24 protein-coding genes and 1 pseudogene are annotated in these 25844 nt (G+C 69.7%); 11 read left to right on the top strand and 14 right to left on the bottom strand.

Features of this window, described 5'->3' with window-relative positions:
• The first annotated feature begins 340 nt into the window (after window positions 1–340).
• Complete coding sequence (locus tag ACZ7M3_RS15295; RefSeq protein ID WP_095858106.1) at window positions 341–565, top strand: FmdB family zinc ribbon protein; 225 nt, start codon at window positions 341–343, stop codon at window positions 563–565.
• A 185-nt stretch (window positions 566–750) separates the two neighbouring features.
• Here ACZ7M3_RS15295 and ACZ7M3_RS15290 read toward each other — a convergent pair whose 3' ends face one another.
• The 3 genes from ACZ7M3_RS15290 to ACZ7M3_RS15280 are packed head-to-tail and all read right to left on the bottom strand — an operon-like array spanning window position 751 to window position 5250.
• Window positions 751–1578 (bottom strand): HAD family hydrolase, encoded by an 828-nt coding sequence (locus ACZ7M3_RS15290; protein ID WP_355306757.1) that lies wholly within the window; start codon window positions 1576–1578, stop codon window positions 751–753.
• Window positions 1578–4040, bottom strand: a complete 2463-nt coding sequence (locus ACZ7M3_RS15285) for a phosphoribosyltransferase (RefSeq protein WP_472063611.1) — start codon at window positions 4038–4040, stop codon at window positions 1578–1580. The genes ACZ7M3_RS15290 and ACZ7M3_RS15285 overlap by 1 nt, the downstream gene beginning before the upstream one ends.
• Window positions 4041–4080: 40 nt before the next feature.
• Complete coding sequence (locus ACZ7M3_RS15280; protein ID WP_472063609.1) at window positions 4081–5250, bottom strand: HpcH/HpaI aldolase/citrate lyase family protein; 1170 nt, start codon at window positions 5248–5250, stop codon at window positions 4081–4083.
• 189 nt (window positions 5251–5439) lie between these two features.
• Between ACZ7M3_RS15280 and ACZ7M3_RS15275 the strand changes: the two genes are divergently transcribed.
• Window positions 5440–6336: a TerD family protein gene (locus ACZ7M3_RS15275; protein ID WP_472063607.1), complete on the top strand. Its 897-nt coding sequence runs from the start codon at window positions 5440–5442 to the stop codon at window positions 6334–6336.
• 7 nt (window positions 6337–6343) lie between these two features.
• Here ACZ7M3_RS15275 and ACZ7M3_RS15270 read toward each other — a convergent pair whose 3' ends face one another.
• The 6 genes from ACZ7M3_RS15270 to ACZ7M3_RS15245 all read right to left on the bottom strand — a co-directional run bounded on the left by ACZ7M3_RS15270 (window position 6344) and on the right by ACZ7M3_RS15245 (window position 11386).
• Window positions 6344–7084 carry a TerD family protein gene (locus tag ACZ7M3_RS15270; protein ID WP_060896039.1) on the bottom strand — a complete coding sequence of 247 codons (741 nt, stop codon included), beginning with the start codon at window positions 7082–7084 and terminating at the stop codon, window positions 6344–6346.
• A 107-nt stretch (window positions 7085–7191) separates the two neighbouring features.
• On the bottom strand, window positions 7192–8340 hold the full coding sequence (locus ACZ7M3_RS15265) for a DUF475 domain-containing protein (protein WP_472063605.1): 1149 nt from the start codon (window positions 8338–8340) through the stop codon (window positions 7192–7194).
• Between the two features lie 111 nt (window positions 8341–8451).
• Window positions 8452–9027, bottom strand: a complete 576-nt coding sequence (locus ACZ7M3_RS15260) for a TerD family protein (RefSeq protein WP_054230997.1) — start codon at window positions 9025–9027, stop codon at window positions 8452–8454.
• Between the two features lie 217 nt (window positions 9028–9244).
• Window positions 9245–9820 (bottom strand): TerD family protein, encoded by a 576-nt coding sequence (locus ACZ7M3_RS15255; protein ID WP_054230998.1) that lies wholly within the window; start codon window positions 9818–9820, stop codon window positions 9245–9247.
• 129 nt (window positions 9821–9949) lie between these two features.
• Window positions 9950–10408 carry a peroxiredoxin gene (locus tag ACZ7M3_RS15250; RefSeq protein WP_472063603.1) on the bottom strand — a complete coding sequence of 153 codons (459 nt, stop codon included), beginning with the start codon at window positions 10406–10408 and terminating at the stop codon, window positions 9950–9952.
• A gap of 549 nt (window positions 10409–10957) precedes the next feature.
• Window positions 10958–11386, bottom strand: a complete 429-nt coding sequence (locus ACZ7M3_RS15245) for a DUF3052 domain-containing protein (protein ID WP_054231000.1) — start codon at window positions 11384–11386, stop codon at window positions 10958–10960.
• Between the two features lie 469 nt (window positions 11387–11855).
• Between ACZ7M3_RS15245 and aceE the strand changes: the two genes are divergently transcribed.
• Window positions 11856–14603 carry a pyruvate dehydrogenase (acetyl-transferring), homodimeric type gene (gene aceE / locus ACZ7M3_RS15240; RefSeq protein WP_472063601.1) on the top strand — a complete coding sequence of 916 codons (2748 nt, stop codon included), beginning with the start codon at window positions 11856–11858 and terminating at the stop codon, window positions 14601–14603.
• Between the two features lie 111 nt (window positions 14604–14714).
• On the top strand, window positions 14715–15482 hold the full coding sequence (locus tag ACZ7M3_RS15235; protein WP_472063600.1) for a potassium channel family protein: 768 nt from the start codon (window positions 14715–14717) through the stop codon (window positions 15480–15482).
• A 279-nt stretch (window positions 15483–15761) separates the two neighbouring features.
• On the opposite strand, the gene ACZ7M3_RS15230 is transcribed toward ACZ7M3_RS15235, so the two are convergent.
• A complete protein-coding gene (locus ACZ7M3_RS15230; protein ID WP_472063598.1) occupies window positions 15762–17384 on the bottom strand; it encodes an MFS transporter in 1623 nt (540 codons plus the stop codon).
• A gap of 113 nt (window positions 17385–17497) precedes the next feature.
• On the opposite strand from ACZ7M3_RS15230, the pseudogene ACZ7M3_RS15225 reads away from it, so the two are divergent.
• A pseudogene (locus tag ACZ7M3_RS15225) lies at window positions 17498–17689 on the top strand (TetR family transcriptional regulator); the annotation flags it as partial.
• Here the strand turns inward: ACZ7M3_RS15225 and ACZ7M3_RS15220 are convergent.
• Window positions 17657–17860: a hypothetical protein gene (locus tag ACZ7M3_RS15220; RefSeq protein WP_472063896.1), complete on the bottom strand. Its 204-nt coding sequence runs from the start codon at window positions 17858–17860 to the stop codon at window positions 17657–17659. The pseudogene ACZ7M3_RS15225 and the gene ACZ7M3_RS15220 overlap by 33 nt on opposite strands.
• Here ACZ7M3_RS15220 and ACZ7M3_RS15215 point away from each other — a divergent pair.
• The 3 genes from ACZ7M3_RS15215 to ACZ7M3_RS15205 all read left to right on the top strand — a co-directional run bounded on the left by ACZ7M3_RS15215 (window position 17777) and on the right by ACZ7M3_RS15205 (window position 20430).
• Window positions 17777–18154 (top strand): acyl-CoA-like ligand-binding transcription factor, encoded by a 378-nt coding sequence (locus ACZ7M3_RS15215; protein ID WP_472063895.1) that lies wholly within the window; start codon window positions 17777–17779, stop codon window positions 18152–18154. The genes ACZ7M3_RS15220 and ACZ7M3_RS15215 overlap by 84 nt on opposite strands.
• Window positions 18155–18297: 143 nt before the next feature.
• On the top strand, window positions 18298–19515 hold the full coding sequence (locus ACZ7M3_RS15210) for an alpha/beta hydrolase (RefSeq protein ID WP_472063596.1): 1218 nt from the start codon (window positions 18298–18300) through the stop codon (window positions 19513–19515).
• 66 nt (window positions 19516–19581) lie between these two features.
• The gene (locus tag ACZ7M3_RS15205) at window positions 19582–20430 is read left to right on the top strand and encodes a DUF4429 domain-containing protein (RefSeq protein WP_472063595.1); all 849 of its coding nucleotides are present in this window, start codon (window positions 19582–19584) and stop codon (window positions 20428–20430) included.
• A 9-nt stretch (window positions 20431–20439) separates the two neighbouring features.
• Here the strand turns inward: ACZ7M3_RS15205 and ACZ7M3_RS15200 are convergent, their stop codons facing one another.
• Both ACZ7M3_RS15200 and ACZ7M3_RS15195 read right to left on the bottom strand, forming a co-directional pair.
• Window positions 20440–21456, bottom strand: a complete 1017-nt coding sequence (locus ACZ7M3_RS15200) for an aldo/keto reductase (protein ID WP_472063593.1) — start codon at window positions 21454–21456, stop codon at window positions 20440–20442.
• Entirely contained in the window at window positions 21453–21941 is a 489-nt protein-coding gene (locus ACZ7M3_RS15195; RefSeq protein WP_472063591.1) for a MerR family transcriptional regulator, read from the bottom strand. The genes ACZ7M3_RS15200 and ACZ7M3_RS15195 overlap by 4 nt, the downstream gene beginning before the upstream one ends.
• Window positions 21942–22073: 132 nt before the next feature.
• Between ACZ7M3_RS15195 and ACZ7M3_RS15190 the strand changes: the two genes are divergently transcribed.
• Together ACZ7M3_RS15190 and ACZ7M3_RS15185 are read left to right on the top strand one after the other, a co-directional pair.
• A complete protein-coding gene (locus ACZ7M3_RS15190) occupies window positions 22074–22559 on the top strand; it encodes a GNAT family N-acetyltransferase (protein ID WP_355489500.1) in 486 nt (161 codons plus the stop codon).
• A 19-nt stretch (window positions 22560–22578) separates the two neighbouring features.
• Entirely contained in the window at window positions 22579–23403 is an 825-nt protein-coding gene (locus tag ACZ7M3_RS15185) for a serine hydrolase domain-containing protein (protein ID WP_472063589.1), read from the top strand.
• Window positions 23404–23777: 374 nt separating this feature from the next.
• Here ACZ7M3_RS15185 and ACZ7M3_RS15180 read toward each other — a convergent pair whose 3' ends face one another.
• On the bottom strand, window positions 23778–24437 hold the full coding sequence (locus ACZ7M3_RS15180) for a pirin family protein (protein ID WP_472063587.1): 660 nt from the start codon (window positions 24435–24437) through the stop codon (window positions 23778–23780).
• Between the two features lie 132 nt (window positions 24438–24569).
• On the opposite strand from ACZ7M3_RS15180, the gene fasR reads away from it, so the two are divergent.
• A complete protein-coding gene (fasR, locus tag ACZ7M3_RS15175) occupies window positions 24570–25775 on the top strand; it encodes a fatty acid biosynthesis transcriptional regulator FasR (protein ID WP_095854885.1) in 1206 nt (401 codons plus the stop codon).
• Window positions 25776–25844 lie beyond the last annotated feature (69 nt).

Here is a 25844-nt window from a genome sequence, read left to right as displayed (position 1 = left end):
GGGCATCTGTTCGATGCCAGGCCTCGGTCACGACTGCGTCTCCCTCCGCACTTCGGAATTGCGCGCGCGGGTAGATGCAGCTGCCGCACATGCGGCTGCGAGCCCCCCTCCCCGACCTTGCGGCTCGTCGCGGCCCTCTTAAATTATCAGCGACTAATACGATCTCCTCGCCCAGGAACCAGACAGAAATGTTCAGCAGGTCAAGTCGGCCCTCTGAAGGCACCGGGCGGGAATCGGGGAGGAATCGAGGAGGTCCGGGTTCCGGATCACGGCGCCACCCGGTGCGCGACCGGGCCGCGGAAGGCTTCGATCGTCGGCTCCCTGCCGCTAACCTGTGCGTATGCCTCGCTACGAGTACCGCTGCCGGACCTGCGGCGACACCTTCGAACTGAGCCGCCCGATGGCGGAATCCGCCGCTCCGGCGGACTGCCCCGCCGGGCACGACGACACGGTGAAACTCCTGTCGACCGTCGCGGTCGCCACCGGCGGATCGTCGTCCGCGACCGCCCCGGGCCCGTCCGGAGGGGGCGGAGGCGGGTGCTGCGGCGGCGGTTGCTGCGGCTGACCGACCGGGATTTTTCAGGAAGTCTTCAGCTTTTCTTCGCCCGAATCCTCCGTGCGGCCCGGGCGTGTCGCGCTCTCAGGCCGTACGTGGCCCCCGCACAGGCCGGGCCCGGCTCCCGCTGAGACCGCGCCCGGCTCGCCCTCAGGCCGCGCCCGGCTCCCCCTCAGATCGCGCCCGGCCCCCGCTCAGGCCGCGCCCGGTCGGCCACAGGCGTGTGTGAACTCCCGCAGGATCCGCTCCCCCGCCGCGACCCCCCGCTCCGGGAGGGCGGTGATCGCCGGCGCCGTCCAGTCGGCCTCGGCCAGTTCCCCGTGGCCGGGCCGCCAGCCGCGGTCGGCGGCGAGCAGCAGGTCGGCGTCGAGAAGGGAGTCACCGGCGGCGAGCGTGAGGAGGGCGCCGGTGCGGCGGGCCACCTCGCGCACGGCCGCGCTCTTGGTGAGCGGCTTCGGCACGGCGTAGATCTTGCGGCCCTGCAGCGACACCGTCCAGCCGCGGCTCTCCGCCCAGACGGCGAGCTCCTTCACCCACTCCTCGGGCAGCAGCTCACGCTCCACCACCAGATAGGCGAACAGGTCCTCGGCGACCCGGTGCTTGCGGACCCAGACCGGATCGGCGGTGGCCTCGAGGTGGTCCCGCACCTCGGCCAGCGGCGCGCACTCGTCGGCGAGCCGCGCGGTCACGGCCGCGTGCCAGTCGGGGTCGGAGACGCCGTCGACGAGCAGATGTCCGCCGTTGGCGCAGATCGCGTACTCGGGCGCGGGGCCCGGCAGGTTGATGCGCTGGTACTGCTTGCGGGTGCGGGTCGTGGTGGGCACGAAGTGGGCCGTGTCGCCGAGCTCGGTGAGCAGCGCGGCGGCCGTCTCGGTCATGTACGACAGCGGCCTGGCCTCGTGCACCTCGACGCAGAGCAGCCGCGGCGCCCGCGCGTCGGGCATGGTCAGCGCGAGGGCGGCGGAGGAGTAGATCAGCGTACGGTCGAGATCGCTGGCGACGAGCACCTTGGGCGCGGACATCAGACCGTCACCGCCTTGCCGTCGGCGCCGGTCGCGCCGCGCGTGTACTTCGGGTGGATCAACCCCACGCAGGTGTACGGGAGTTCGTCGACCTCCTCGACGGGCACCCCGCGCTGCTGGGCGAGCAGGCGTACGTGGTCGAGGTCGGTGCCTGCTCCGGCGCGCGCCAGGATCTTCCAGGGGACGCGGCGCAGCAGCACGCGGGTGGTCTCGCCGACGCCCGGCTTGACGAGGTTCACGTCGTGGATCTCGTACTCCTCGCTGATCCGCTCGACGGCCGCCCAGCCCTCCCAGGTGGGGGTGCGGTCGGTGGCGAGGAGCTCCTTGGCCTGGGCGACGGCCGCGTCGGCGACGTCGGGGAAGTGGGCGGCGACGGCGTCCAGGAAGTCGACGGAGACGTCGGAGCCGGCCAGCTCGCGGTAGAACTTCGCGCCGTGGAAGTCGTACTCGCCGACCAGGTCCGAGCGCAGCACCGTGCGCGAAATCAGCCCTGAGACCGTCGAGTTGAGGCAGGCGGAGGGGATGAGGAAGTCCTCGCGGGTGCCGTACGTCCGTACGCACGAGCCCGGGTCGGCGAGGACCGCGATCTCCGGGTCGAAGCCGGTGATGCCCTCGGCGGACTCGAACTCCCTGATGGCCTCGGTGAGTTCGCGGGTGATGGCGCCCTTGCCGGTCCAGCCGTCGACGAACACGACGTCGGCCGGGTCGTGGTGGGCGGCCAGCCAGCGCAGCGCGTTGGCGTCGATGCCGCGGCCACGGACGATGGAGACGGCGTAGTGCGGCAGGTCGAGGCCGTGCCGGTGCTTGGCCCAGCGGCGCATGAGGACGCCGACGGGGGTGCCCGCGCGGGCCAGCGAGACGAGTACGGGGTGCGGAGAGCGTTCGGCGAGCACCAGCTCGGTGACGGCGCCGACGGCCTGGGCTATCCGGGCGGCCGAGGTGCCGAGGGCCGTGTGGAACAGCTCCTGGTACTGGGGGCTCGGCTGGTACTCGACCGGCAGCGACTCCGCGTAGTGGGCGCCGCCGCTCTGGATCGCCTCCTCGCGCTCCTCGGTCGGCGCCTCCAGCGTCACGTCCGAGAGGTCCTGCAGCAGCCAGCCGACCTCGTCGGGCGCGTACGAGGAGAAGGCGGGGCCTCGGAGGGGCTCGGGGAGCATGGAGGACCTTTCGGTGGACGGCCGTGCGGGGACGTACGACGGAACGACGGCGAGCAGGACGCTCGGCGTGTGCTCCGCGAGCTGGGCCAGCAGGCCGTCGGGGGCGTGCAGGGCGGACGTGTCGGCGGCGGAGTCGACCACGGCCACGACCGCGTCGAAACCGGCACCCGCGACGTTGTACGCGTACCGCTCACCGGGTCCGTCGTCGGGGTCGTCGTGGGCCGGGAAGGCGAGGCGCGTCCGTATGGCGTAACCGGGGTCGTCGAGGGCGAGCACCGGGGAGCGGGTGGTCGTGGAGTACCGCACCTCGGCGGACACCACCTGCTCCAGCTCCCTGGCCAGCCTGAGCGGCGCGTACATCAGCTCCTCGAAGCCGAGTACGAGGACGCGCCGCGCCCCGTCCGGCAGCGCTTCGGCGACCCGCGCGGCCATCGCGGGCAGCGCCGCGTCCAGTCGTATTCGATGCCCGGGCGTGAAGCCGTGCCGCCCCCCGTCGGGCAGACCCCGGGGCCAGCCGAGCTCGACACGGGCGGCACCGGGGTGCCCGGGACGGCTGTCGGCGGGCTCGGTGCTCTCGGCGTGCTCGATGGTCTGGGTGCTCTCGTGTGCCGCCACCAGCGCCTGGCCCTTCTCCAGGACGCCCTCCGGGAGGTTCACGGTGCCCCTCGCCGCGGCGACCAGGTCCACCCGTGCGCCGATCTCCGTCGCGAACTCCGCCAGACGGCCCAGGTCCGCGGCCGAGCGCATGTCGACCAGGGCCACGACCACATAGTGGTCACGCGGATAGCGGGCGTGGAGGTCGCGGATGGTGTTGAGGACCGTGTTGCCGGTGGAGAACTCGTCGTCGACGAGGACCAGGGGGCCCGCGCCCGCCAGCAGAGCGGGGTTCTCCGGCAGCAGGAGGTGGGAGGTGGCGTGGGAGTGGGACTCCTCGAAGCCGCCCGCCGTGTCGACGCCGGGGACGGGGCGGCGGGTCGAGTGGAGGTAGGGCGCCAGGCCCACACCGTCGGCGACGCAGTGGCCGAGGCCGGTGGCGGTCTCCGCGTACCCGAGGACGACGGCCGCGCGGGCGCCCTCGGCGCCGAGCAGTTCCCGTACCCGCCGGCCGAGCGCGAACCCGTGTCCGTACACCACGGACGGCGACTGCGGGACGTGCTTGCCGAGCACGTTCGACACGAGCAGATGCGCCCGGCGGGGGTTGCGCCGCAGCGCGAGCCCCAGCAGGTCGCTCAGCTCCTCGTCGCCGACGAGCTCGACACCCAGTCGCTCGGCGACCCAGGTCCCCGTCCACACCACGTTCTTCATCGATTCCTTGTTGGTCGGTTGGTCGGTCGGTCGGCGCGGTTCACGCCGGCAGAGCGGCCGCGAGCAGTTCCACGAAGCCGATGTCCTCGTTCGCCACACCGAACACCTGGGCGCGCTGGAGGGTGCGCTCGGCCCAGGCGCGGTGCGGCTTCACTTCATTCATTTTGTTCGTATACGCCGACCGCAGCACACCCCCGCCGCCCCGCTCGGGCCTGAGGATGTCCTGCGCGTCGCTGTACTCCTCGTGGCTGACCACGGACAGCGCGTGCACCGCCGGGACGTGCGAGGGGTGGATGCAGGTCTTGCCGAGCAGGCCGTTGGCCCGGTCGAGGGCGATCTCGCGCAGCAGCCCGTCCAGGTCGTGTTCGATCAGCGCCTGGCGCAGCTCCTCGACCTCACCCTCCTGGAAGGGGCTGCGGCGCAGCTGCGGCTTGAACATGCGCTCCTGGACCCGGAAGTACTCCCACACGGGCCCGGTGACCGTGAACCCGGTGCCGTCCGAGCGCCCCAGCATGTTCACCACGTCCGCGATCACGGAGGCGACGATCTGGACGTCGTAGGCGGTCATGTCGGGCGCCCTGCGCAGCCCGTACGCCGAGCAGAAGTCGGTGACGCCCAGGCGCAGCGCGAGGACGCGGTCGCGGTACTTGTCGACGACCCGGGAGATGCCCTCCAGGGTCTCCCGGCGGCTCTCCAGGTACAGCAGCCCCGGCGATTCCAGGACAGGCATCGCGAACAGCCGCCGGCCGCTCGCGGACTCGGCCGCGGCGAGCGCCTCCATGAACGGGACGCCCCGCTCCTCGGTGAACTTCGGCAGGACGAACCCGGACAGCAGGCGCACGGACGCGCCGAGCCGCCCGACGAGGTCCGGGATCTGCTGGGGCTCACGGACCCGTACGAACAGCAGCGGGAGCCCGTCGCTCTGCGGCCGTCCGGCGAGGTCGGCGAACTGCCGGACCAGGTTCTCCTCGGCGCCCACGACCTCGGCGTCGTCGATCGAGTCCTCCAGGCACAGGACCATGGAGACCACGCCGCGTCCGGCCTGCTTGACGACGTCGTCGGCGAGGTGGGGTCTGGTCGCGGGGCTGTAGAGGGTGGCGCCGAGGGCCGCCGCGAGCACGCGGGCAGGCGAGTCGGCGGTGAAGACGCACGGCTCCTGGTAGAAGAGACGCCGTCGCCCCTCAGGGGCGATATGTCCGAAATGGCGCATGGAGCTCCCCCGTGGCGGCTAGATGGACCTATGTGAGGTGGCCGGTAATAGTACGTACAAATCCATGTCAGTCGTTCCCACCAGGCGTGAAGTTCAGGTAACTCGGCCATGTCGGTTGCCCGCACATTCCGACCGGGAATCCTTACCCCCGCGTTGTCGTGACCAGGACCGAGAGGGCAGGATGACCGCATGACGCACGCGATGCTGAAGGGGTCTAACGTCCCGCTGGACGCCACAGCGGTACGTGCCGTGCTGCGCTGGACGCCCGGGCAGGGTGTCCCCGATGTCGATGTCTCGGCGCTGCTCCTCGGTCCCGACGGTCGTGTGCGATCCGACGAGGACTTCGTCTTCTACAACCAGCCACGCCATCCCTCGGGCAAGGTGTGGCGACTTGGCAAGAAACGCGTCGCCGAGGGCCTCACCGACACCATCCAGACGGATCTGGCGGGTGTCGAGTCCGGCGTCGGACAGATTCTGCTGGTCGCATCGGCGGACGGCGTCACCTTCGACCAGGTACGCGCCCTACGCATCCTGCTGTACGACGCGTCCGCCACGGCAGGAACGACCGGCACGACCGGCACGGACGGTGAGCCGCTGGCCTACTTCGACATCAAGCCGGAGACCGGTACGGAGACCGCGCTGATCTGCGGCGAGCTGTACCGGCGCGGTCAGGGCTGGAAGTTCCGGGCGCTCGGCGAGGGCTATCCGAACGGTCTGGAGGGGCTCGCCTCCGACTTCGGGATCACGGTGGACGAGTCCGAGCCCGAGGCCGTCGCGCCCGTACCCGACACCACTGCCTGGGCGGACCCCGCGGCCTCCCCGGAGACCTCGGTGCCCCTCCCGCCCGAGCAGGCCGTCCCGGTGCCCCAGCAGCCCGCGTACGGCTATCCGGGGCCCGCGCAGACGGCCCCCGCCCAGCCCGCGTACGGCTACCCCCAGCCGACCAGCCAGCCCGCCTACGGCTACCCCCAGCCTCAGACGGCCCCGGCCGTCCAGCCGGCCTACGGCTTCCCGCAGGCGGTCGGCTCCCTCCCCGACCCGGACTTCAGGCTGCCGCCACAGGGGCCGCAGTTCATCGGACGCTGAGGCAACGTCAACGGTCGGCCTTGGACTTGTACCCCCGCCCCCACTGCAACCCCCACCCGTACAACCGGTCCAGCTCCGCCTGGAACCCGTACACGAACTTCACCTCACGCCGCACGGTGATCTCGCCCTTGTTGTTCTCGATCATCACCACCGCGCAGGAGCGGGCCTGCGGATGCCGCTCGTCGAGGCCGATCTCGATCCGGGGCCCGTTGCTCGGGTAGAGCGTGATGATGGCGTGCGTACGGTCGAAGGCGGGCGTCTGGTCGTAGATGTACACGAAGACCAGGAGCCGCTTGATGTCGTCGCGGTGGTCGAGGTTGACGTAGGCCGTCTCGCCGGACGCCGAACCGAACCGGTCGTCACCGCTGAGCTTCACGTACGGCGGGTCGTTGATGTCGCCGAGGAAGTTGCCCAGGGGCTGCACCACGCCCTTGGAGCCGTCCGCGAGCTCGTACATGACGCCCAGGTCGAGGTCGACGTTCACCATGCTCTGGGTGTGCGCCTGGACCACGTCCGGCTTGAAGGTCTTGAAGGGGTGCCGCAGCAGGCTGCCCCGCTGCTGGCCGCCCCCGATGTCCGACGTGCGCATGCGCCAGGACAGGTTGATGCGCAGGTTGCCGGTGGCCGCGCCCTGTTTGGTGAGCGAGACCGTGTGGTTCCGCTTGGTCAGTTCTATGGAGTTGGTGGCGGCACTGCCGGAGTCGAAGTCCGTCGAGCGTCCGCGCCACAGGTCGTCCCAGAAGCCCATTGCCTTGTCCCGCCCCCACGTTGCCTGGATATGCGACGGGGCGGCCACGAGGACTCGTCCTCGACGGCCGCCCCGCTCAGAGCGTTCCCGGAATCACGCTCCCGGACTCACACCCCGGACGAGACCTCAGCCTTGTCGTCCGAGGCCGTCGCTTTTCCCTCGGCCGCCGCGAGCGCCCTGTTGCGACGCACCGAGGACCAGAAGGACCAGGCGATCAGGACGACACCGACGAGACCGGTGATGACCTCATGGATCTGGTACTGGATGGTGACCAGGAGGATCACGGCGAGGGCGCCGATGGCGTAGTGCGCGCCGTGCTCCAGGTAGACGTAGTCGTCGAGGGTGCCCTGGCGGACCAGGTAGACCGTGAGCGAGCGGACGTACATGGCGCCGATGCCGAGGCCGAGCGCCATCAGCACGATGTCGTTGGTGATGGCGAAGGCGCCGATCACACCGTCGAAGGAGAAGGACGCGTCCAGGACCTCGAGGTAGAGGAACATGAAGAACGCGGCCTGACCGGCGAGGACGACGGCCGGCTTCTTCTTGCCGGTCCGTGCGGCCTCCTCCTCTTCCTCGTGCTCGCGCTCCTCCTCTTCCTCGAGCTTGTCCTCGAAGTAGCCGGAGAGTCCGCCCACGACCATGTACGTGATCAGGCCCGCGATGCCGGCGATCAGTACCGTCTGCGCCTTGTCGATGTGCGCGCCGCCGTGCTGGTGAGCGTGGACCGCGAAGGTCATGGAGGAGACCAGCAGCACGGCCAGGGCGATGCAGACCGACAGCATGTCGACCTTGCCGAGCTTGGCGAGCGGGCGCTCGATCCAGCGCAGCCACTGGATGTCCCGGTCCTCGAAGATGAAGTCGAGGAAGATCATCAGAAGGAACATGCCACCGAAGGCGGCGATCGCCGGGTGGGCGTCCGTGACCAGCTGCTGGTACTGGTCCTTGTCGGTCAGCGCGAGGTTGACCGCCTCGATCGGACCCTTCTTGGCCGTGACCGCCACGATCACGACGGGGAAGACCAGTCGCATGCCGAAGACGGCGATCAGCACACCCACCGTGAGGAAGATCTTCTGCCAGAAGGCATTCATCTTCTTCAGGATCCCGGCGTTGACCACCGCGTTGTCGAAGGACAGCGAGATCTCCAGGACGGCCAAGATCGCCACGATGCCAAAGGCGGTCCACCCCCCGTAGATCACCGCTGCGACCAAGCCGAGCGCGGTGACCGCAAACGACCAGCCGAAGGTTTTCAGAAGCACTGGCTACCCAATCATCGTGTATGTACGGGTCTCCCCCGCGCCGTACTCGGCTTTACCTACTGTTGACCACGAAGTCTAGAGGGCCGCCCCTTCGGCTGACTCGGGCGGGCCCTAGGAAACATTGACTCCGAAGTCGAGCGCGATGCCGCGCAGACCGGACGCGTACCCCTGTCCGACCGCTCGGAACTTCCACTCCTGGTTGTAGCGGTAGACCTCGCCGAAGATCATCGCTGTTTCCGTCGAGGCGTCCTCGGAGAGGTCGTAGCGTGCGAGCTCCTGGCCGTCGGCCTGGTTCACCACGCGGATGAACGCGTTGCTGACCTGGCCGAAGGTCTGACCGCGGTTGTCGGCGTCGTGGATGGAGACCGGGAACACGATCTTGTCGACGTTGGCCGGCACCTTGGAGAGGTCGATCAGGATCGACTCGTCGTCGCCCTCGCCCTCACCCGTGAGGTTGTCACCGGTGTGCTCCACGGAGCCGTCCGGGCTCTTGAGCTGGTTGTAGAAGATGAACCACTCGTCGCCGAGCACCCGGCCGGAATTGCACAGCAGGGCGCTGGCGTCGAGGTCGAAATCGGCTCCGGTGGTGGAGCGCGCGTCCCAGCCGAGCCCGATCATCACGTGCGTGAGGTTGGGTGCGGCCTTGGAGAGGGAGACATTGCCTCCCTTGGCGAGCGTGACGCCCATGATGCTGGTCCTCCCCGAGGTCAAACTTTCAGTTGTACCGCGCGACCTGCGCGCGGTGGTCCAGCGGGTCCGGCGCCGCACATGAAGCGTGCGGCGCCGGGCCTGGAGCCGAAGGCCGTACGGCTCAGACGTTCACGTCGGACGGTCGCGTCAAACGTTCAGATCAGACGTTCGCGTCCGACGCGGGCCCGTCCGACGGTCGTGTCGGACAGTCGTGTCAGACGTTGACGCCGAAGTCCTGCGCGATGCCGCGCAGGCCCGAGGCGTAGCCCTGGCCGATGGCGCGGAACTTCCACTCCGGGCCGTTGCGGTACAGCTCGCCGAAGACCATGGCGGTCTCCGTCGAGGCGTCCTCGGAGAGGTCGTAGCGCGCGATCTCCGCCTCGCCGGCCTGGTTCACCACGCGGATGAACGCGTTGCGGACCTGGCCGAAGGACTGCTGGCGGTTCTCGGCGTCGTAGATGGAGACCGGGAACACGATCTTCTGGACGTCGGCGGGCACGGCGGCGAGGTTGACCTTGATCTGCTCGTCGTCGCCCTCGCCCTCACCGGTGATGTTGTCCCCGGTGTGCTCGACCGAACCGTCCGGGCTCTTCAGGTTGTTGAAGAACACGAAGTTCTGGTCGGTGCTCACCTTGCCGTCCGCGTTCGTGAGGATGGCGCTGGCGTCGAGGTCGAAGTCGACGCCGGTGGTGGTTCGGGCGTCCCATCCCAGACCGACGATGACCGCGGTCAGTCCCGGGGCCTCCTTGGTCAGCGATACGTTGCCGCCCTTGCTGAGGCTGACTCCCACGAGTCCTCCCAATGGTGTCCAGGGGCGGGGAGCCCCGTCCTGCGTTGGTATCGGATCAACGTGTCGATCCTAGTGACGGGTTCCCGCACCCTGCAGGCCCTGCGACCGAACAATCACAGGGTGTCGGGCTCACAGGGTGTCGAGCGCCTTCACGTACTCGTTCAGGTCACGCGCGTCCGGCAGACCGTTGACGACGGTCCAGCGGACGACGCCCGCCCTGTCGATGATGAAGGTGCCGCGCACGGCACAACCCTTGTCCTCGTCGAAGACGCCGTAGGCGCGCGAAGTGTTGCCGTGCGGCCAGAAATCGGCGAGCAGCGGGTACTCCAGGCCCTCCTGCTCGCCGAAGACGCGCAGGGTGTGGATGGAGTCGTTGGAGACGGCCAGCAGCTGGACGTCGTCGTTGACGAACTTCGGCAGTTCGTCGCGCAGGGCACACAGCTCGCCGGTGCACACGCCGGTGAAGGCGAACGGGTAGAAGAGCAGCACCACGTTCTTCTCACCGCGGAAGTCGGACAGCTTCACGGTGGCGCCGTGGTTGTCCTTGAGCTCGAAGTCCGGTGCCTCGGTGCCGACCTCGATCGCCATAGTCACTCGCTCCCCTTCCAAGGGCCTGTTCGGGTGAACCCCACCCTACGCAGCACCCCCCAACCCCACCGGCCTCACCCCGCCCACACACCCCACGCGCCACGCCCGCGGCACGCGCCGCCCGGCAGCGCCGAGGGGCCCTCACCCCGACGCTCCCGCCCGGCCGCCCCCGAGCGCCACCGCCCCGACGCTCGCCCCGGGTCACCCCGCCATGCGGGCACCGCCCGACCCGGGCACCCCCGGCGCCCCGGCGCGGGGCCAACCGCGGGACCTCGTCATTCCGTATTCCGTCGCGGCGCCCGGCTGCGGCACAACGTCTCGCGGGTGTTGCCGCCATCCGGGTGGGGACTCGCGTCGGAGACTGCCGTTTCGGCTCGGGGTCCGGGTGGCCCCCGGCGCTGAGGGGGTCCGGTGTGGGTGGGGCCCACAGGCCCGGGCGCGGGCCCCCGGCGGCCGCGTGGGAACGCCGGGGCATGGGGGAGGCCCCCGACGGCGGGAACGCCGACGGGGGCCTCTTGGGTGGTTTGGTGCGGCAGACGGAGCGAAAGCTCAGCGCTTCGACTTGGGCGTGGCCAGACGCGTGCCCGACCACTCCTTCCCGACCGAGATGCTCTTCGTCTGGGAGAGGCCGGCAGTCTGGGCGGCGTCACTGATGTCGCTGGGCTCGACGTAGCCGTCCCGGCCGGTCTTCGGGGTCAGCAGCCAGATCATGCCGCCGTCCTCAAGGAGACCGATGGCGTCCACCAGAGCGTCCGTAAGGTCGCCGTCCTCGTCGCGGAACCACAGCAATACGACGTCAGCGACGTCGTCGTAGTCCTCGTCGACCAGGTCCTGGCCGATCAACGATTCGATACCTTCACGGAGCTCGTGGTCAACGTCGTCGTCGAAGCCGATCTCCTGGACCACCTGTCCGGGCTCGAACCCCAGCCTGCCGGCCGGGTTGGTCCGCTCCTCCGCGTGGTCCGCGGTCGCGCTCACGGCTTGCCTCCTGATCATGTTTCGGTAGATGTCTCAGCCACGCGCGTACGCGAAGCATTGGCCGTAGTCCACACGGGCGGGACGGATCGCGCAAGTACCCGGCCGTCAAGACCGCCGAAACGGTGACGATCCCGGCGGTGTCGGCGCAACCCCAGGCGTGGGTTCAAGGCCACAAGTGACGCACACCACACCCTTCTGCCCCATTTATGAATTTCGGAACCCTTGGAGCGTACGAGACCCGAACGACTTTGCGGAACGCGTCACGGAGTGAGCGTATCGTTGCGTTTTGGTCGGGCACGTCCCAACGAACTGCAGGAATGTGTTGGTTACCTCTCGGTAGAGATGACGATTCCGTTCCCGAGGTACACGATGGGGAACGGTGCAGACAGACCGAAAAACCGCCCCAGACAGCGTCCCAGACAACCCCTCGGGCAGCCCTCACACGCCCCTCTGACAGTGAAGGAACAGCGTGGTTTCCGGATCCGATCGCAATCCGATCATCATTGGCGGCCTTCCCAGTCAGGTCCCGGACTTCGACCCCGAAGAGACCCAGGAGTGGCTCGACTCCCTCGACGCCGCCGTCGACGAGCGCGGCCGTGAGCGCGCCCGCTATCTGATGCTGCGGCTGATCGAAAGGGCCCGCGAGAAGCGCGTGGCCGTGCCCGAGATGCGCAGCACGGACTACGTCAACACGATCGCCACCAAGGACGAGCCCTTCTTCCCCGGCAACGAGGAGATCGAGCGCAAGGTCCTCAACGCCACCCGCTGGAACGCCGCCGTGATGGTCTCGCGCGCCCAGCGTCCCGGTATCGGCGTCGGCGGTCACATCGCCACCTTCGCCTCCTCCGCATCGCTCTACGACGTCGGCTTCAACCACTTCTTCCGTGGCAAGGACGAGGGCGACGGCGGCGACCAGATCTTCTTCCAGGGGCACGCCTCCCCCGGTATCTACGCCCGCGCGTTCCTCCTCGACCGGCTCTCCGAGCAGCAGCTCGACGCGTTCCGGCAGGAGAAGTCGAAGGCTCCGTACGGTCTGTCCTCGTACCCGCACCCCCGCCTGATGCCGGGCTTCTGGGAGTTCCCGACCGTCTCCATGGGCCTCGGTCCGCTCGGCGCGATCTTCCAGGCGCGGATGAACCGCTACATGGAGGCGCGCGGCATCGCGGACACCTCCAAGTCACACGTCTGGGCGTTCCTCGGGGACGGCGAGATGGACGAGCCGGAATCGCTCGGACAGCTGTCCATCGCCGCTCGAGAGGCCCTGGACAACTTGACCTTCGTCGTCAACTGCAACCTCCAGCGCCTCGACGGCCCGGTACGCGGCAACGGAAAGATCATCCAGGAGCTGGAGTCCCAGTTCCGGGGCGCCGGCTGGAACGTCATCAAGCTGGTCTGGGACCGCACCTGGGACCCGCTGCTCGCGCAGGACCGCGACGGCGTGCTGGTCAACAAGCTGAACACCACCCCGGACGGCCAGTTCCAGACGTACGCCACCGAGACGGGCGACTACATCCGCCGGCACTTCTTCGGGGACGACCACCGGCTGCGGGCGATGGTCGAGAACATGACCGACGACCAGATCCTGCACCTGGGGCGCGGCGGTCACGACCACAAGAAGATCTTCGCGGCGTTCTCGGCGGCCAAGGCGCACAAGGGCCAGCCGACGGTGATCCTGGCGCAGACGGTCAAGGGCTGGACGCTGGGCCCGAACTTCGAGGGCCGCAACGCCACGCACCAGATGAAGAAGCTGACGGTCGCCGACCTCAAGGGCTTCCGGGACCGTCTGCACCTGCCGATCTCCGACAAGGAGCTGGAGTCCGGCGCCCCGCCGTACTACCACCCGGGCCGGAACTCGGAAGAGATCCAGTACATGCACGACCGCCGCAAGGGACTCGGCGGATACGTCCCCACGCGCGTCGTACGGTCGCAGCCGCTGGCCCTGCCGGACGACACGGCGTACGCGAGTGTGAAGAAGGGCTCCGGTCAGCAGTCGATCGCCACGACCATGGCGTTCGTGCGACTGCTGAAGGACCTCATGCGGGACAAGGAGATCGGCAAGCGGTTCGTGCTGATCGCGCCGGACGAGTACCGCACGTTCGGCATGGACTCGTTCTTCCCGAGCGCGAAGATCTACAACCCGCTCGGTCAGCAGTACGAGTCCGTGGACCGCGATCTGCTCCTCGCGTACAAGGAGTCGCCGACCGGTCAGATGCTGCACGACGGCATCTCGGAGGCGGGCTGCACGGCCTCGCTGATCGCCGCGGGTTCGGCGTACGCCACGCACGGCGAGCCGCTGATCCCGGTCTACGTCTTCTACTCGATGTTCGGTTTCCAGCGCACCGGTGACCAGTTCTGGCAGATGGCCGACCAGTTGGCGCGCGGTTTCGTCCTGGGCGCGACCGCCGGGCGTACGACTCTGACCGGTGAGGGTCTTCAGCACGCGGACGGCCACTCGCAGCTGCTCGCCTCGACCAACCCGGGCTGTGTCGCGTACGACCCTGCGTTCGGGTTCGAGATCGCGCACATCGTCAAGGACGGTCTGCGCCGGATGTACGGCTCGTCCGACGAACACCCGCACGGCGAGGACGTCTTCTACTACCTCACCGTCTACAACGAGCCGATCCAGCACCCGGCCGAGCCCGCGGACGTCGACGTGGACGGCATCCTCAAGGGCATCCACCGCTACGCGGAGGGAACTTCGGGTTCCGTCCCGGCGCAGATCCTGGCGTCCGGTGTCGCCGTGCCGTGGGCGGTCGAGGCGCAGCGGATCCTCGCCGAGGAGTGGAACGTGCGCGCCGACGTCTGGTCGGCGACCTCCTGGAACGAGCTGCGGCGCGAGGCCGTCGACGTGGAGCGGCACAATCTGCTGCACCCCGAGGAGGAGCAGCGCGTCCCGTACGTGACGCAGAAACTGAGCGGCGCCGAGGGTCCGTTCGTGGCCGTCTCCGACTGGATGCGATCGGTTCCGGACCAGATCTCGCGGTGGGTGCCCGGCACGTACCAGTCGCTGGGCGCGGACGGCTTCGGCTTCGCGGACACGCGCGGCGCGGCTCGGCGCTTCTTCCACATCGACGCGCAGTCGATCGTGGTCGCGGTGCTGACCGAGCTGGCCCGTGAGGGCAAGGTCGACCGATCGGTGCTGAAGCAGGCGATCGACCGCTACCAGCTGCTCGACGTGGCATCGGCCGACCCGGGAGCCGCGGGCGGCGACGCGTAGGCGCTCCGCGCGAGCGCCTGGAGAACAAACGACAGGGCCTAGAGGCGCGGGGAGCTGGTCAGCCGGGTTCCCGTGCCTCTTGCGTGTGCTGTGTGCACCTACGATGCGGACATGAACGAGCAATCGGCGCAGGTCCGTTGGGAGCAGCGCACGCAGCGGCCCCTGCTGGGGCTCGCGGTGGCCTTCGCCGTCGCCTATGCCGTGCCGATCGTGGACAGCGACGCGAGCCGTGGCCTGACGGGCGCGTGCACGGCCGTGGAGTGGACGGTCTGGGGCGTGTTCGCCGCCGACTACCTCGTGCGCCTCACACTCGTCCGGGACCGCAAGGACTTCGTCCGTACGCACTGGATGGACCTGTGCGCGGTGATCCTGCCGATTCTCCAGCCGCTGCGACTGCTGCGGCTCGTCGCGACGCTCACGTTGGTGGGGCGGCGGGCCCGGATGGATCAGCAGATCCGGCTGACGACCTACGTCGGGGGCGCGGTCGTCGGACTGCTGATGTTCGGCTCGCTCGCGGTGCTGTCGGTGGAGCGGGAGTCGCCGAACGGGAACATCAAGACGCTGGGTGACGCCGTGTGGTGGTCGTTCACCACGATGACGACGGTGGGGTACGGGGATCACGCGCCGACCACCGGTCTCGGGCGGATGATCGCGGTCGGGCTGATGCTCTCCGGGATCGCGCTGCTCGGTGTCGTGACCGCGAACATCGCCGCGTGGTTCATCTCGCGGTTCGAGAAGGACGACGTGGAGGAGCGGCGGCAGACGGCGGCGATCGAGTCGCTCACGGAGGAGGTGCGGGCGCTCCGCGCGGAGGTGGCTGCGCTGGGTGGTGGGGTTCGGCACCCGGTGCCGGAAGGTGCGGAGGAGCGTTCGCGCTAGCGCGCGGGGGCTCGCTGTCGGGTGCGGGTCCGTTGTGGCTGGTCGCGCAGTTCCCCGCGCCCCTGAAGGGCGCCCCTGACGGGGCGGCTCCACCCCTCTTCGGACTGCGGGCGCGCCGCCCCCCTCCGGCAGCGCGCCGCAGTTCCGGTGGTCCTCCCCTGTCGTGCGGAGGACTTGACCCACTGTGAGGTGCGACGGCTGCCGGGTGGGAGGGATCTTCAGCGGTGTCACCCGGATAGGTGAAACCCGCGCGAAACAGGGCTGGTCAGACCTGCGGACTCAGATATGGCCGGCGCCCGCCCCCGCCGCCTCGGCGTTGTCGCCCCGCTTGGTGAGGAGCGCGACGAAGACCGCCACGACGGCGACCCCGGCGGCGACCAGGCAGGCCAGGCTCATGCCGGAGATGAACGTGTCGTGGCCGACGGTCGTGATCTTCTCGGCGAGTGCGGCCGGGGTGCCCGGGGCGACCGGTGCGGCGCCGACCTGGACGGCCTCGGAGGCCTGGTCGAGCTGGGCCGGGGTGAGCGGCGGCAGCTTGGCGTCGGCCCAGTTGCCCGCGAGGTCCCCGTCGACCTTGGAGGCCATCACGGCGCCCAGCACGGCCGTACCGAGGCTGCCGCCGATCTGCATCGCGGCCTGCTGGAGGCCGCCGGCCACACCGGAGAGCTCCATCGGCGCGTTGCCCACGATGACCTCGGTCGCGCCGACCATGACCGGCGCGAGGCCGAGACCGAGACCGGCGAACCAGAGCGACATGACGGCGCCGCTGGTGCCCGTGCCGAGCGTGGACATGCCGTACATGGAGATCGCGGTGAGGGCCATGCCGCCCGCCAGCGGGATGCGCGGGCCCGTCTTGGTGATCAGGGCACCGGCCAGCGGTGAGCCCACGATCATCATTCCGGTGAGCGGGAGGAGATGCAGACCGGCGTCGACCGGGCTCATACCGTGCACGTTCTGCAAGTAGAACGTGACGAAGAACAGGCCGCCCAGGAAGGCGATGGCCATCAGCACCATGAGGACCACACCGGCCGACAGCGGTACGGAGCGGAAGAGCCCCAGCGGGATCAGCGGCTCCTCGACCCGCTTCTCCCACAGGGCGAAGAGCACGAAGCCCAGCACCGAGGCACCCAGGAACGTCCAGGTCAGGCCGTCGCCCCAGCCCCAGGTCGGGGCCTTGATGAGCGCCCAGACCAGGCAGAACATGGCGCCGGAGAGCAGCGCGATACCCAGGACGTCGAAGGAGCGGGGGGCGTTCTCGGCGCGGTGGTCGAGGAGGATCACCAGGCCGAGGACCAGCGCGATGACGCCCACCGGCACGTTGATGAAGAACACCGACTGCCAGCTGACGTGCTGGACCAGCAGACCTCCGAGGATCGGGCCGCCCGCGGTGGAGGCGCCGATGACCATGCCCCAGATGCCGATCGCCATGTTCAGCTTCTCGGCCGGGAAGGTGGCCCGCAGCAGGCCGAGCGCGGCCGGCATCAGCAGCGCGCCGAACAGGCCCTGGAAGACGCGGAAGGTGACGACCAGGGCGATGCTGCTGGAGAAGCCGATCGCGCCGGAGGCCGCGGCGAAACCGACCACGCCTATGAGGAAGGTCTGGCGGTGGCCGAAGCGGTCACCGAGCTTGCCCGCGGTGATCAGAGTGACCGCGAGCGCGAGGAAGTAGCCGTTGGTGATCCACTGGACGTCGGCGAAGCTCGCGTCCAGGTCCTTCTGGATGGCCGGGTTGGCGATGGCCACGATGGTGCCGTCCAGGGCGACCATCATGACGCCGACGGCAACGGTGAACAGGGTGAACCACGGATGGCCGCGCAGTCCGTCGGACGGCGCCTTGTCCGACGGACTGACCGGAGCCTTGTCCCCCGAACCCGTCGTGTCGATGGTGGTCTGACTAGTCATACCTTCGAGGCTAGTGACAGCCACTGACAGTTGACAAACCAATTCACAAGTCGGTAACTGTCACGTCACCCGCCAGTACGCTGAGCTGGGCTGAAAGAACAGAAGAGGACCTCATGGAGACGACAGCCGCCCAGACGTCACCCCGGGCGAGCCTGCGCGAGCGCAAGAAGCAGCGCACCCGGGAGGCACTGCTGCGGGCCGCCCTCGAACTGTTCACCACCCAGGGTTACGAGCGCACGACCGTCGACGAGATCGCGGAGGCCGTCGACGTCTCACAGCGCACCTTCTTCCGGTACTTCGCGGGCAAGGAGGAGGTCGCCCTGTTCACCCAGGGGGTCGCGGAGGCGCGCTTCCTCGCCGCCGTGCGCGAACGCCCGCCCCAGGAAGCCCCGTTGGAGGCGCTGCGCCGCGCCGTCCTGGAGGGCTGGGACACCATCGGCGAGTCGATCGAGTCCGTCGTGCCGCTCGAACTGCACATGCGCGCCTACCAGTTGATCGAGTCGACACCCGCCCTCCTCGCCGCCTATCTGCGGCGCTCCGCGGAACTGGAGGAGGAGATCGCGCGGGTCATCGCCGAGCGCGAGGGACTCGACGTGGACGCGGACCCGCGACCGCGCGTCGCGGTGGCCGTGTTCGGCGGAGTGATGCGCATCACGGGCCGTCTGTGGAGCGAGGGGGCCGACCACAGCATCCCGGCGATCCGCGAGTTGACCACCGCTTACCTCGACCAGGTGGGGCCCGCGTTGGCGGAGAAGTGGCGCACCGAGTGACGAACGGAACGATCAACTCCGGGCACACAGCGTCACTATTTATCTGAAACTGAACCCGGTTTGCCCCAATTACCCTGCGAGAAACGTGATACCAGTCACTCGTTTAACGGGAGGCGCCAACCTTCTCCTAGGGTGTCCTCTCAGTGACTTCCTTCGACTCATCCCCCCAACTGAACGTCTGGCGCGCACTGCTCGCGCTGGCCGTGGTGTTCGTGATGCTGGCCACCAGTGGCTGGACCGCACTCCAGGGCCATCGAGGGGCAACCCCCCTCCAGGCGTCCCGCTCCGCGTGGGAGCACGGCAGCGTCGCCGGACAGCGACTGCCTGACCCGGACACCACGCCGAGCCGCCTCGCCCGCTTCTTCGCGTCCCTCGACGTCCACGAGCGCACCCGTCTCGCCCACCGCTATCCGCTTGCGGTCGGCAACATGAACGGCGCGCCCCTGACCCTGCGCTACGAGGCCAACCGCGTCGCCATCGACCAGCAGCGCAAGGTCGAGAAGAAGCGCATGAACGACAACCGGCTCTCGTCCCTGGGACAGCAGCAGGCCGGGCGCCGTATGCACCGCTACGAGGCGATGCTGCAGAAGGGGCGCGACTTCCTCGCCTTCGACCCCATGGGTTCGGGCCGGGTCGCCGAGGTCTTCGGAAACCTCGACCGGGCCGAGCGGATCTCCATCGTGGTGCCGGGCGTCGACACCGATCTGCTCACGTTCCAGCGCACCAACAAGAAGTACTCGGCGCCGGTCGGCATGGCGCAGGCCCTGTACGGGGCCGAGCACGCCGCCGCCCCCCAGGCCCGTACGGCCGTGATCGCCTGGGCCGACTACACCACGCCCAGCGGACTCGGCATGGACGCCGCCACCGGCAGCCGCGCCGAGGAGGGCGCGATCCGGCTGAACGCGCTGCTGCGCGCCCTGCCCGGCCGTGCGCCCGTCGCGCTCTACTGCCACAGCTACGGCTCCGTGCTGTGCGGCCTCGCCGCCCGCACCCTGCCCTCCCGGGTCTCCGACATAGCGGTCGCCGGCAGCCCCGGCATGCGGGCCCGGAAGGCCTCCTCGCTGCACACCACCGCCCGGGTCTGGGCGATGCGGGACTCCGGCGACTGGATCCAGGACGTGCCCTACCTCGAATTCGGTGGGCTCGGACACGGCGCCGACCCGGTGTCGAAGGCGTTCGGGGCCCGGGTGCTGTCCGCGCGGGGCGCGAACGGCCACGGAGGCTATTTCGAGCCGGGCACCGAGAGCCTGCGCAACTTCGCCGAGATCGGCATTGGCGCGTACGAGTCGGTGCAGTGCGCACACCAGGATGGCGCGTGCCGACAGGGTTTGTCCGACACCCCGGCGGCGGGACGCGCGTAGAGGACGAAAAACTGCGGTTCGCCCAGGGAGGCGACGCAGACGTGCGAGCCGCTTACGATGGCCCGCATGGGTGACGTACTGGCCGGATTTCATGCCGCCTGGGAGTTCGAGTCCGCCTCCGTGCTCATCCGCTTCGAACGGGGGATCCGTACGCCGAAGCTGTTCCAGGCGCTCGGCGAACGGCGTATCCCCCTGGAGGCGATAGCGGGGGTCACACTGACGCCGGGCAAGCGCGGAACGGTCGTCCTGCACGCCGTGCCGCGAGCGGGCGCCGATCCGCTGATGGAGGCGGCCGCGGGACAGCTGAAGGAAGGGGGCGACCCCTACCGGCTGGTGCTGCCCGCCGACCGGGAGACCCTCGCCGAGTACTACGCGGACGAGCTGCGTGCCGCGCTCACCGAGGACGCCGAACCGCCCGAGCGCTACCTCGTCGCGCCGCCCGAGGCGCCGCTCCACTTCAAGGCGTACGACGGGAAGGCCTCCTTCGACGGCAAGGCGGTGTCCTTCCGCTGGTTCTGGACGGGCGCGTCCTCCGCCAAGTGGAAGGCCGGCGACCAGAGCTTCCCGGTCACCGGCCTCAGCGGGGTCGAGTGGCGCTCCCCCGAGGTCTTCGAGGGCCATCTGCGGCTCCTGCGGCGCGAGCCCGCCACCGCACAGCCCGCCCAGGCGGACCAGGACCCGGCGGCGGTCGTCTTCGGCCTCGGTTACGGCCCCGTCCACGAGTCCCTGCCGTTCGCCGCCTCGGTCCTCGCGGCCGTACGGGCCTCGGGTCCCACCCCGGTGACCGCGGCTCCCCGCCGCGACCCGGCCGACATCGCCGACCGCATCCGCCACCTCGGCGAACTCCACCAGGCGGGCCTGGTCACGGACGAGGAGTTCACGACGAAGAAGGCCGAGCTGCTGGCCGAGCTGTAGGGCGCGGCTCTACTCCCGCCCCGCCGACGAGAACGACATGTCCGCGTACCGCTCCCCCGCCACCTTCGAGGCGATCGGCTCCAGTACCGCCAACTCGTCCTCCGTCAGGACGATCCGCGTGGCCGCCGTGTTCTCCTCGACACGCGTGCGCTTGCGCGTGCCCGGAATCGGCACCACCGGCAACCCGAGCAACGACGCCTGCTGCTGCACCCAGGCCAGCGCGATCTGTCCCGGCGACGCCCCGTGCGCCTCGGCGACCGCACGCACCGGCTCCAGCAGCGCGGCGTTGGCGGCCGCGTTGTCGCCGGTGAAACGCGGCATCGTACGGCGGAAGTCGTCCGAGGTCAGATCCTGCTCGGCGTTGACGAACGAACCGGTGAGGAAACCGCGCCCGAGCGGCGAGTACGGCACCAGAGCGATGCCCAGCTCACGGACCGCCGGCACCACGCCCGCCTCGATGTCCCGGCTGAACAGCGACCACTCCGACTGCACGGCCGTAATCGGGTGCACCGCGTGGGCGGCGCGCAGCTCCCCGCCGGTGACCTCGCTCAGCCCGAGGTGCTTGACCTTGCCCTCGCGCACCAGCTCGGCCATCGTGGCGACGGTCTCCTCGATGGGAATGTTCACGTCACGGCGGTGCATGTAGTAGAGGTCGATCACCTCGACGTCCAGCCGCCGCAGGCTCCCCTCGACGGCCTGGCGGATGTACGGCGTGTCGTTGCGGATGGTCCGCTTCGTCGGCTCGGCGGGATCACGGAAGATGCCGAACTTCGTGGCGAGGACCACCTCGTCGCGGTGCGCCTTGACGAAGGGCGAGATGAACTTCTCGTTCTCCCCCAGGCCGTACACGTCGGCCGTGTCGAAGAGCGTGACGCCGAGTTCCAGCGCCCGTTCCAGGGTGGCCCGGGCCTCGTCGGCGTCCGTGGGCCCGTACGCGGCGCTCATGCCCATGCAGCCGAGGCCCTGTACGCCGACCTCGGGGCCGCCGGTGCCCAGTTCCACGTTCGCGATCCTGCTGTCCGTCATCGGGACCTCTCCGACGCCAGGGCACGCCCGGCGTCCGCGTAGAAACTGATCTTGTGGTCGAGAACCGCCAGGGTGCCCTGGAGCTCGGCGATCCGCGCCTTGACGTCGCGGCGGGTCGCCTCCAGGAGCTCGAAGCGCGCGATGTAGGTGTCGTCCCCCTCGCGCACCAGCTCCGCGTACCGGACCATGTCGGCGACCGGCATCCCGGTCAGCCGGAGCTTGCCGACGAGGTCGAGCCAGTTCAGGTCGCGGTTGCTGTAGCGGCGCTGACCGGTGTGCGAGCGGTCGATGTGCGGCATCAGCCCGATCCGCTCGTACCAGCGCAGGGTGTGCGCGGTGAGGCCGGTGAAGGCGACGACCTCGCTGATCGTGTAGTTGTCCTGGCCGTCCGGGCGCCGGGGCCGGTGGGGCGGGGCGGCGCAGTCCCCGGTGCGCGTACTGGTGCCGGTCTCGGCGGCCTCGGCCGTGGTCTCCATCACCGTCATGACCTCCACGCTAAAACCTTCGAGTGCACTCGAAGCAAGCGGATTCGGAAGAGAACCCGTCCGGCGCCGTCCGACGGACGCCCGCCGAAAATACGGAGACGTGCGCGGGGCGCCCTGACTACCGTGCGGATCATGAGTCTTGTACGCCGCGCCGTGCCCGAGGACGCCGAGGAAGTGCTGCGCCTGCGCCAGGTGATGATCGACTCGGTCTTCGCCTCCGCCGGCCCCTCGTCCACCGAGTGGCACGCCCAGTCCCTCCCCACCGTACGCGGCAGGCTCGCCGACCCCGACGGGGATTTCGTGGCCTTCGTCGTGGACCACCCGGACCGCCCCGACCGGCCCGGCGCTCTCGCGGCGCTCGTCGCGGGGACGATCGAGTACCGGATCGGGCGCGCGGGCAATCCGCACGGCGCGGTCGGGCACGTCTTCAGCGTCGCGACCGATCCGGACGCGCGGCGGCGGGGGTACGCGCGGGCGTGCATGGAGACGCTCCTCGACTGGTTCCGCGAACGGAACGTGCTCCAGGTCGATCTCAACGCGTCCGCCGAGGCCGAGCCGCTGTACGCCTCGCTCGGATTCGTCCGCAAGCCCGACCCGTCGATGCGGCTGCAGCTGTGAGCCGCTTAGGCTCGTAGGCATGTCTTTGCAGAGCAGCCTGGCGTCGATCGAGAACTGGCCCGTTCCCACGGCGGCCGCGGCCGTCGTCCGCGCGGACGGGGTGGTGCTCGGGTCGCACGGTCCCGCCGATCACCGTTTCGCCCTCGCCTCGGTCACCAAGCCGCTGGCCGCGTACGCCGCGCTCGTCGCGTACGAGGAGGGGGCGATCGAGCTCGACGAGCCTGCCGGGCCGGCCGGGTCGACGGTTCGTCATCTCCTCGCGCACACCTCCGGGCTCGCGTTCGACGAGCACCGGGTGACGGCCGCGCCCGGGGAGCGGCGGTTGTACTCCAACGCCGGGTTCGAGGTGCTCGGGGACCATGTCGCCAAGGCGACCGACATCCCCTTCGGAGAGTATCTGCGCCAGGCGGTGCTGGAGCCGCTGGGGATGACGAGGACGTCGCTGGACGGCTCGCCCGCGAGGGACGGGGTGTCGACGGTGGCGGACCTGGTGCGTTTCGCGGCCGAGGTGCAGGCGCCGCGGCTGCTCGATCCGCGTACGGTCCTGGAGGCCATGACCGTCCAGTACCCCGGTACGAAGGGGGTGCTGCCGGGGTACGGCCACCAGAACCCCAACGACTGGGGGCTCGGCTTCGAGATCCGCGACTCCAAGTCCCCCCACTGGACGGGGGTTTCCTCCTCGCCCCGGACCTTCGGTCACTTCGGGCAGTCCGGTACGTTCCTGTGGATCGACCCGGTGGCGGGTGCGGCGTGCGTCATTCTCACGGACCGTGCGTTCGGCCCCTGGGCAGCGGAAACGTGGACTCCGTTCACGGACACCGTACTGACGGCCCTACGCCCCTGACCCCACCGTTTCCCTCGCCCCCGCCGCCCCTACCCTCCCCCAAGCTCTCGACTTCGCTCGAGCAGGGGGGACCCCCATCATCCCTGGGGGCTCCGCCCCCAGACCCCCGCATCGGCCTCAACGGCCTCGTCCTCAAACGCCGGACAGGCTGAGGATGCGGACCGGGGTGGGTGGGTGACCGGCCTCCGGCCTCGCCCTGGAACGCGGGGCGAAGCCCCCGCCCCAGGGGCGCGAGGAACTGCGCGACCAGCCCCCACCCGCCCGCAGCCAAACGAACCGGGCGGGCGGGGATACGGGGCGAAGCCCCGCCTTAGGGGCGCGGGGAACTGCGCGACCAGCCCCCACCCGCCCGCAGCTCAAGGACTGTCCGGGAGTCAGATCGTGGGGGTCATTTCCCACAGGAGTAGTTCCGCGGGGGCTCCCGCTACCGCTTCCAGGTCCTTGGAGTCGGTGATGCGGGCCGCGTCGCCGGGGCCCAACTCCTCGCCGTTCAGGAGCACTTCGCCGTGGACGACATGGACGTACACGAACCCGGCGTCCGGCACCGCCGTCCGCTCCCCCGCCGCCAGCCTGCGCACATGAAGCATCGCCCCGGCCTCGGGAACGGCGTACGGCGTGGAGTCGGCGATGCCGTGGACGACCTCGTAGGACGGTTCACCGCCGGGTGACAGCGGAGCCAGCCACATCTGGACGAAGACGAGGGGCACCGAGCCGTCGTTGCGTTCCACGTGGCGGACGCCGCCCGCGGAGCTGAGGCGCTGGACGTCCCCGGGGCGGACCACCGACTCGTGCCCCGCCGAGTCGTGGTGGGTCAGCTCCCCCTCCACCACCCACGTGACGATCTCGGTGTGACTGTGCGGGTGCTCGTCGAAGCCGGCGCCGGGCGCGAGCCACTCCTCGTTGCAGGCGATCACCGCACCGAAGCGGAGGTTGTCGGGGTCGTAATGCGGTCCGAAGGAGAAGGCGTGGAAGGAGGTGATCCCGGCCTCCGGGTCACCTCCGTGGTAGCGCTCGTCCGCGCGCCGTACGTCCATCAGATCCGCTCGTTCCGCCGTCGTCGCCGTACGTCCGTCACAACGGACACGGTAGCCCCGCCCCAGGCCCTCCCCCCGCCTACTTACGACCCGCCGCCGCACGCCTCCGTCCTGATAAGGCAGTCTTGTCCCGTGCCCGAACCCGAATCCAGCAACACCGAGCGCCCCGCGCACGACATCCACGCGCACTCCGCGACCCTGAAGCGGCTGGAGAAGTCCTCCGGCAGTCTCGCCGCCCAGGCCATCGCGCGGATGGACGAGACGCTGCCGTGGTACCGGGCCATGCCACCGGAGAACCGTTCCTGGATCGGGCTCGTCGCGCAGGCCGGTATCGCGGCCTTCACCGAGTGGTTCCGGCGCCCGAACGCCCCGCAGGCCATCTCCACCGATGTGTTCGGGACCGCGCCACGCGAGCTGACCAGGGCGATCACCCTGCGGCAGACCGTGGAGATGGTGCGGACGACCATCGAGGTCATGGAGAGCGCGATCGACGAGGTCGCCGCCCCGGGCGACGAGTCCGTACTGCGCGAGGCGCTGCTCGTGTACGCCCGGGAGATCGCCTTCGCCACCGCCCAGGTGTACGCGCAGGCCGCCGAGGCCCGGGGCGCCTGGGACGCCCGCCTCGAATCGCTCGTCGTGAACGCCGTGCTCTCCGGCGAGGCCGACGAGGGTGCCGTCAGCCGGGCCGCCGCCCTCGGCTGGAACTCGCCCGAACATGTCTGCGTGGTGCTGGGTACGGCGCCCGACGGTGACAGCGAGCTGACGGTCGAGGCGATCCGGCGGGCGGCCCGGCACGCCAAGCTGCAGGTGCTCACCGGTGTGCTCGGGGACCGGCTCGTGGTCATCGCGGGGGGTAACAACAATCCGCTCGGGGTCGCGAAGTCGTTGATCGGGCCGTACGCCGCCGGGCCCGTCGTCGCGGGGCCGATCGTGCCCGATCTGCTCGCCGCGACCCGCTCCGCGCAGGCCGCCGCCGCCGGACTGAAGGCGTGTTTCGCCTGGCAGGACGCCCCGCGCCCGGTTCTGGCGGACGATCTGCTGCCGGAGCGCGCGATCGCCTCGGACCCCTCGGCGCGCGAGCAACTGGTGGAGGAGATCTACAGACCGCTTGAAGAAGCCGGCTCCGCGCTGCTGGAAACGCTCAGTGTCTATCTGGAACAGGCGAGCAGTCTCGAAGGCGCGGCCCGGATGCTCTTCGTTCACCCCAACACCGTGCGCTACCGGCTCCGACGTGTGACTGACGTCACCGGTTGGTCGCCATCGGATGTACGATCCGCGTTCACACTGCGGATCGCGCTGATCCTGGGGCGTCTGGCCGATGGGGATCCTCAAGCCTAGGCGTTTGTCGGGGCTCTACAATTCCCCTTCGTGTTCTTCGTCCCTGTCCCCACGGGCGGCCGTGGCCGT

This window comes from Streptomyces sp. NPDC111656, assembly GCF_055656965.1.
This window is presented reverse-complemented; position numbering and strand designations above follow the sequence as displayed.

Bases quoted from the DNA above. Each gene is read 5' to 3' on its own strand.
- ACZ7M3_RS15270 (WP_060896039.1), bottom strand. From the start codon at position 7,084: ATGGGCTTCTGGGACGACCTGTGGCGCGGACGCTCGACGGACTTCGAC.
- ACZ7M3_RS15285 (WP_472063611.1), bottom strand. From the start codon at position 4,040: ATGAAGAACGTGGTGTGGACGGGGACCTGGGTCGCCGAGCGACTGGGT.
- ACZ7M3_RS15200 (WP_472063593.1), bottom strand. From the start codon at position 21,456: ATGACGGACAGCAGGATCGCGAACGTGGAACTGGGCACCGGCGGCCCC.
- ACZ7M3_RS15180 (WP_472063587.1), bottom strand. From the start codon at position 24,437: ATGGACGTACGGCGCGCGGACGAGCGCTACCACGGAGGTGACCCGGAG.
- ACZ7M3_RS15205 (WP_472063595.1), top strand. From the start codon at position 19,582: ATGGGTGACGTACTGGCCGGATTTCATGCCGCCTGGGAGTTCGAGTCC.
- ACZ7M3_RS15195 (WP_472063591.1), bottom strand. From the start codon at position 21,941: ATGACGGTGATGGAGACCACGGCCGAGGCCGCCGAGACCGGCACCAGT.
- ACZ7M3_RS15230 (WP_472063598.1), bottom strand. From the start codon at position 17,384: ATGACTAGTCAGACCACCATCGACACGACGGGTTCGGGGGACAAGGCT.
- ACZ7M3_RS15275 (WP_472063607.1), top strand. From the start codon at position 5,440: ATGACGCACGCGATGCTGAAGGGGTCTAACGTCCCGCTGGACGCCACA.
- ACZ7M3_RS15185 (WP_472063589.1), top strand. From the start codon at position 22,579: ATGTCTTTGCAGAGCAGCCTGGCGTCGATCGAGAACTGGCCCGTTCCC.
- ACZ7M3_RS15190 (WP_355489500.1), top strand. From the start codon at position 22,074: ATGAGTCTTGTACGCCGCGCCGTGCCCGAGGACGCCGAGGAAGTGCTG.
- ACZ7M3_RS15260 (WP_054230997.1), bottom strand. From the start codon at position 9,027: ATGGGCGTCACGCTCGCCAAGGGAGGCAATGTCTCCCTCTCCAAGGCC.
- ACZ7M3_RS15250 (WP_472063603.1), bottom strand. From the start codon at position 10,408: ATGGCGATCGAGGTCGGCACCGAGGCACCGGACTTCGAGCTCAAGGAC.
- ACZ7M3_RS15290 (WP_355306757.1), bottom strand. From the start codon at position 1,578: ATGTCCGCGCCCAAGGTGCTCGTCGCCAGCGATCTCGACCGTACGCTG.
- ACZ7M3_RS15235 (WP_472063600.1), top strand. From the start codon at position 14,715: ATGAACGAGCAATCGGCGCAGGTCCGTTGGGAGCAGCGCACGCAGCGG.
- ACZ7M3_RS15295 (WP_095858106.1), top strand. From the start codon at position 341: ATGCCTCGCTACGAGTACCGCTGCCGGACCTGCGGCGACACCTTCGAA.
- ACZ7M3_RS15280 (WP_472063609.1), bottom strand. From the start codon at position 5,250: ATGCGCCATTTCGGACATATCGCCCCTGAGGGGCGACGGCGTCTCTTC.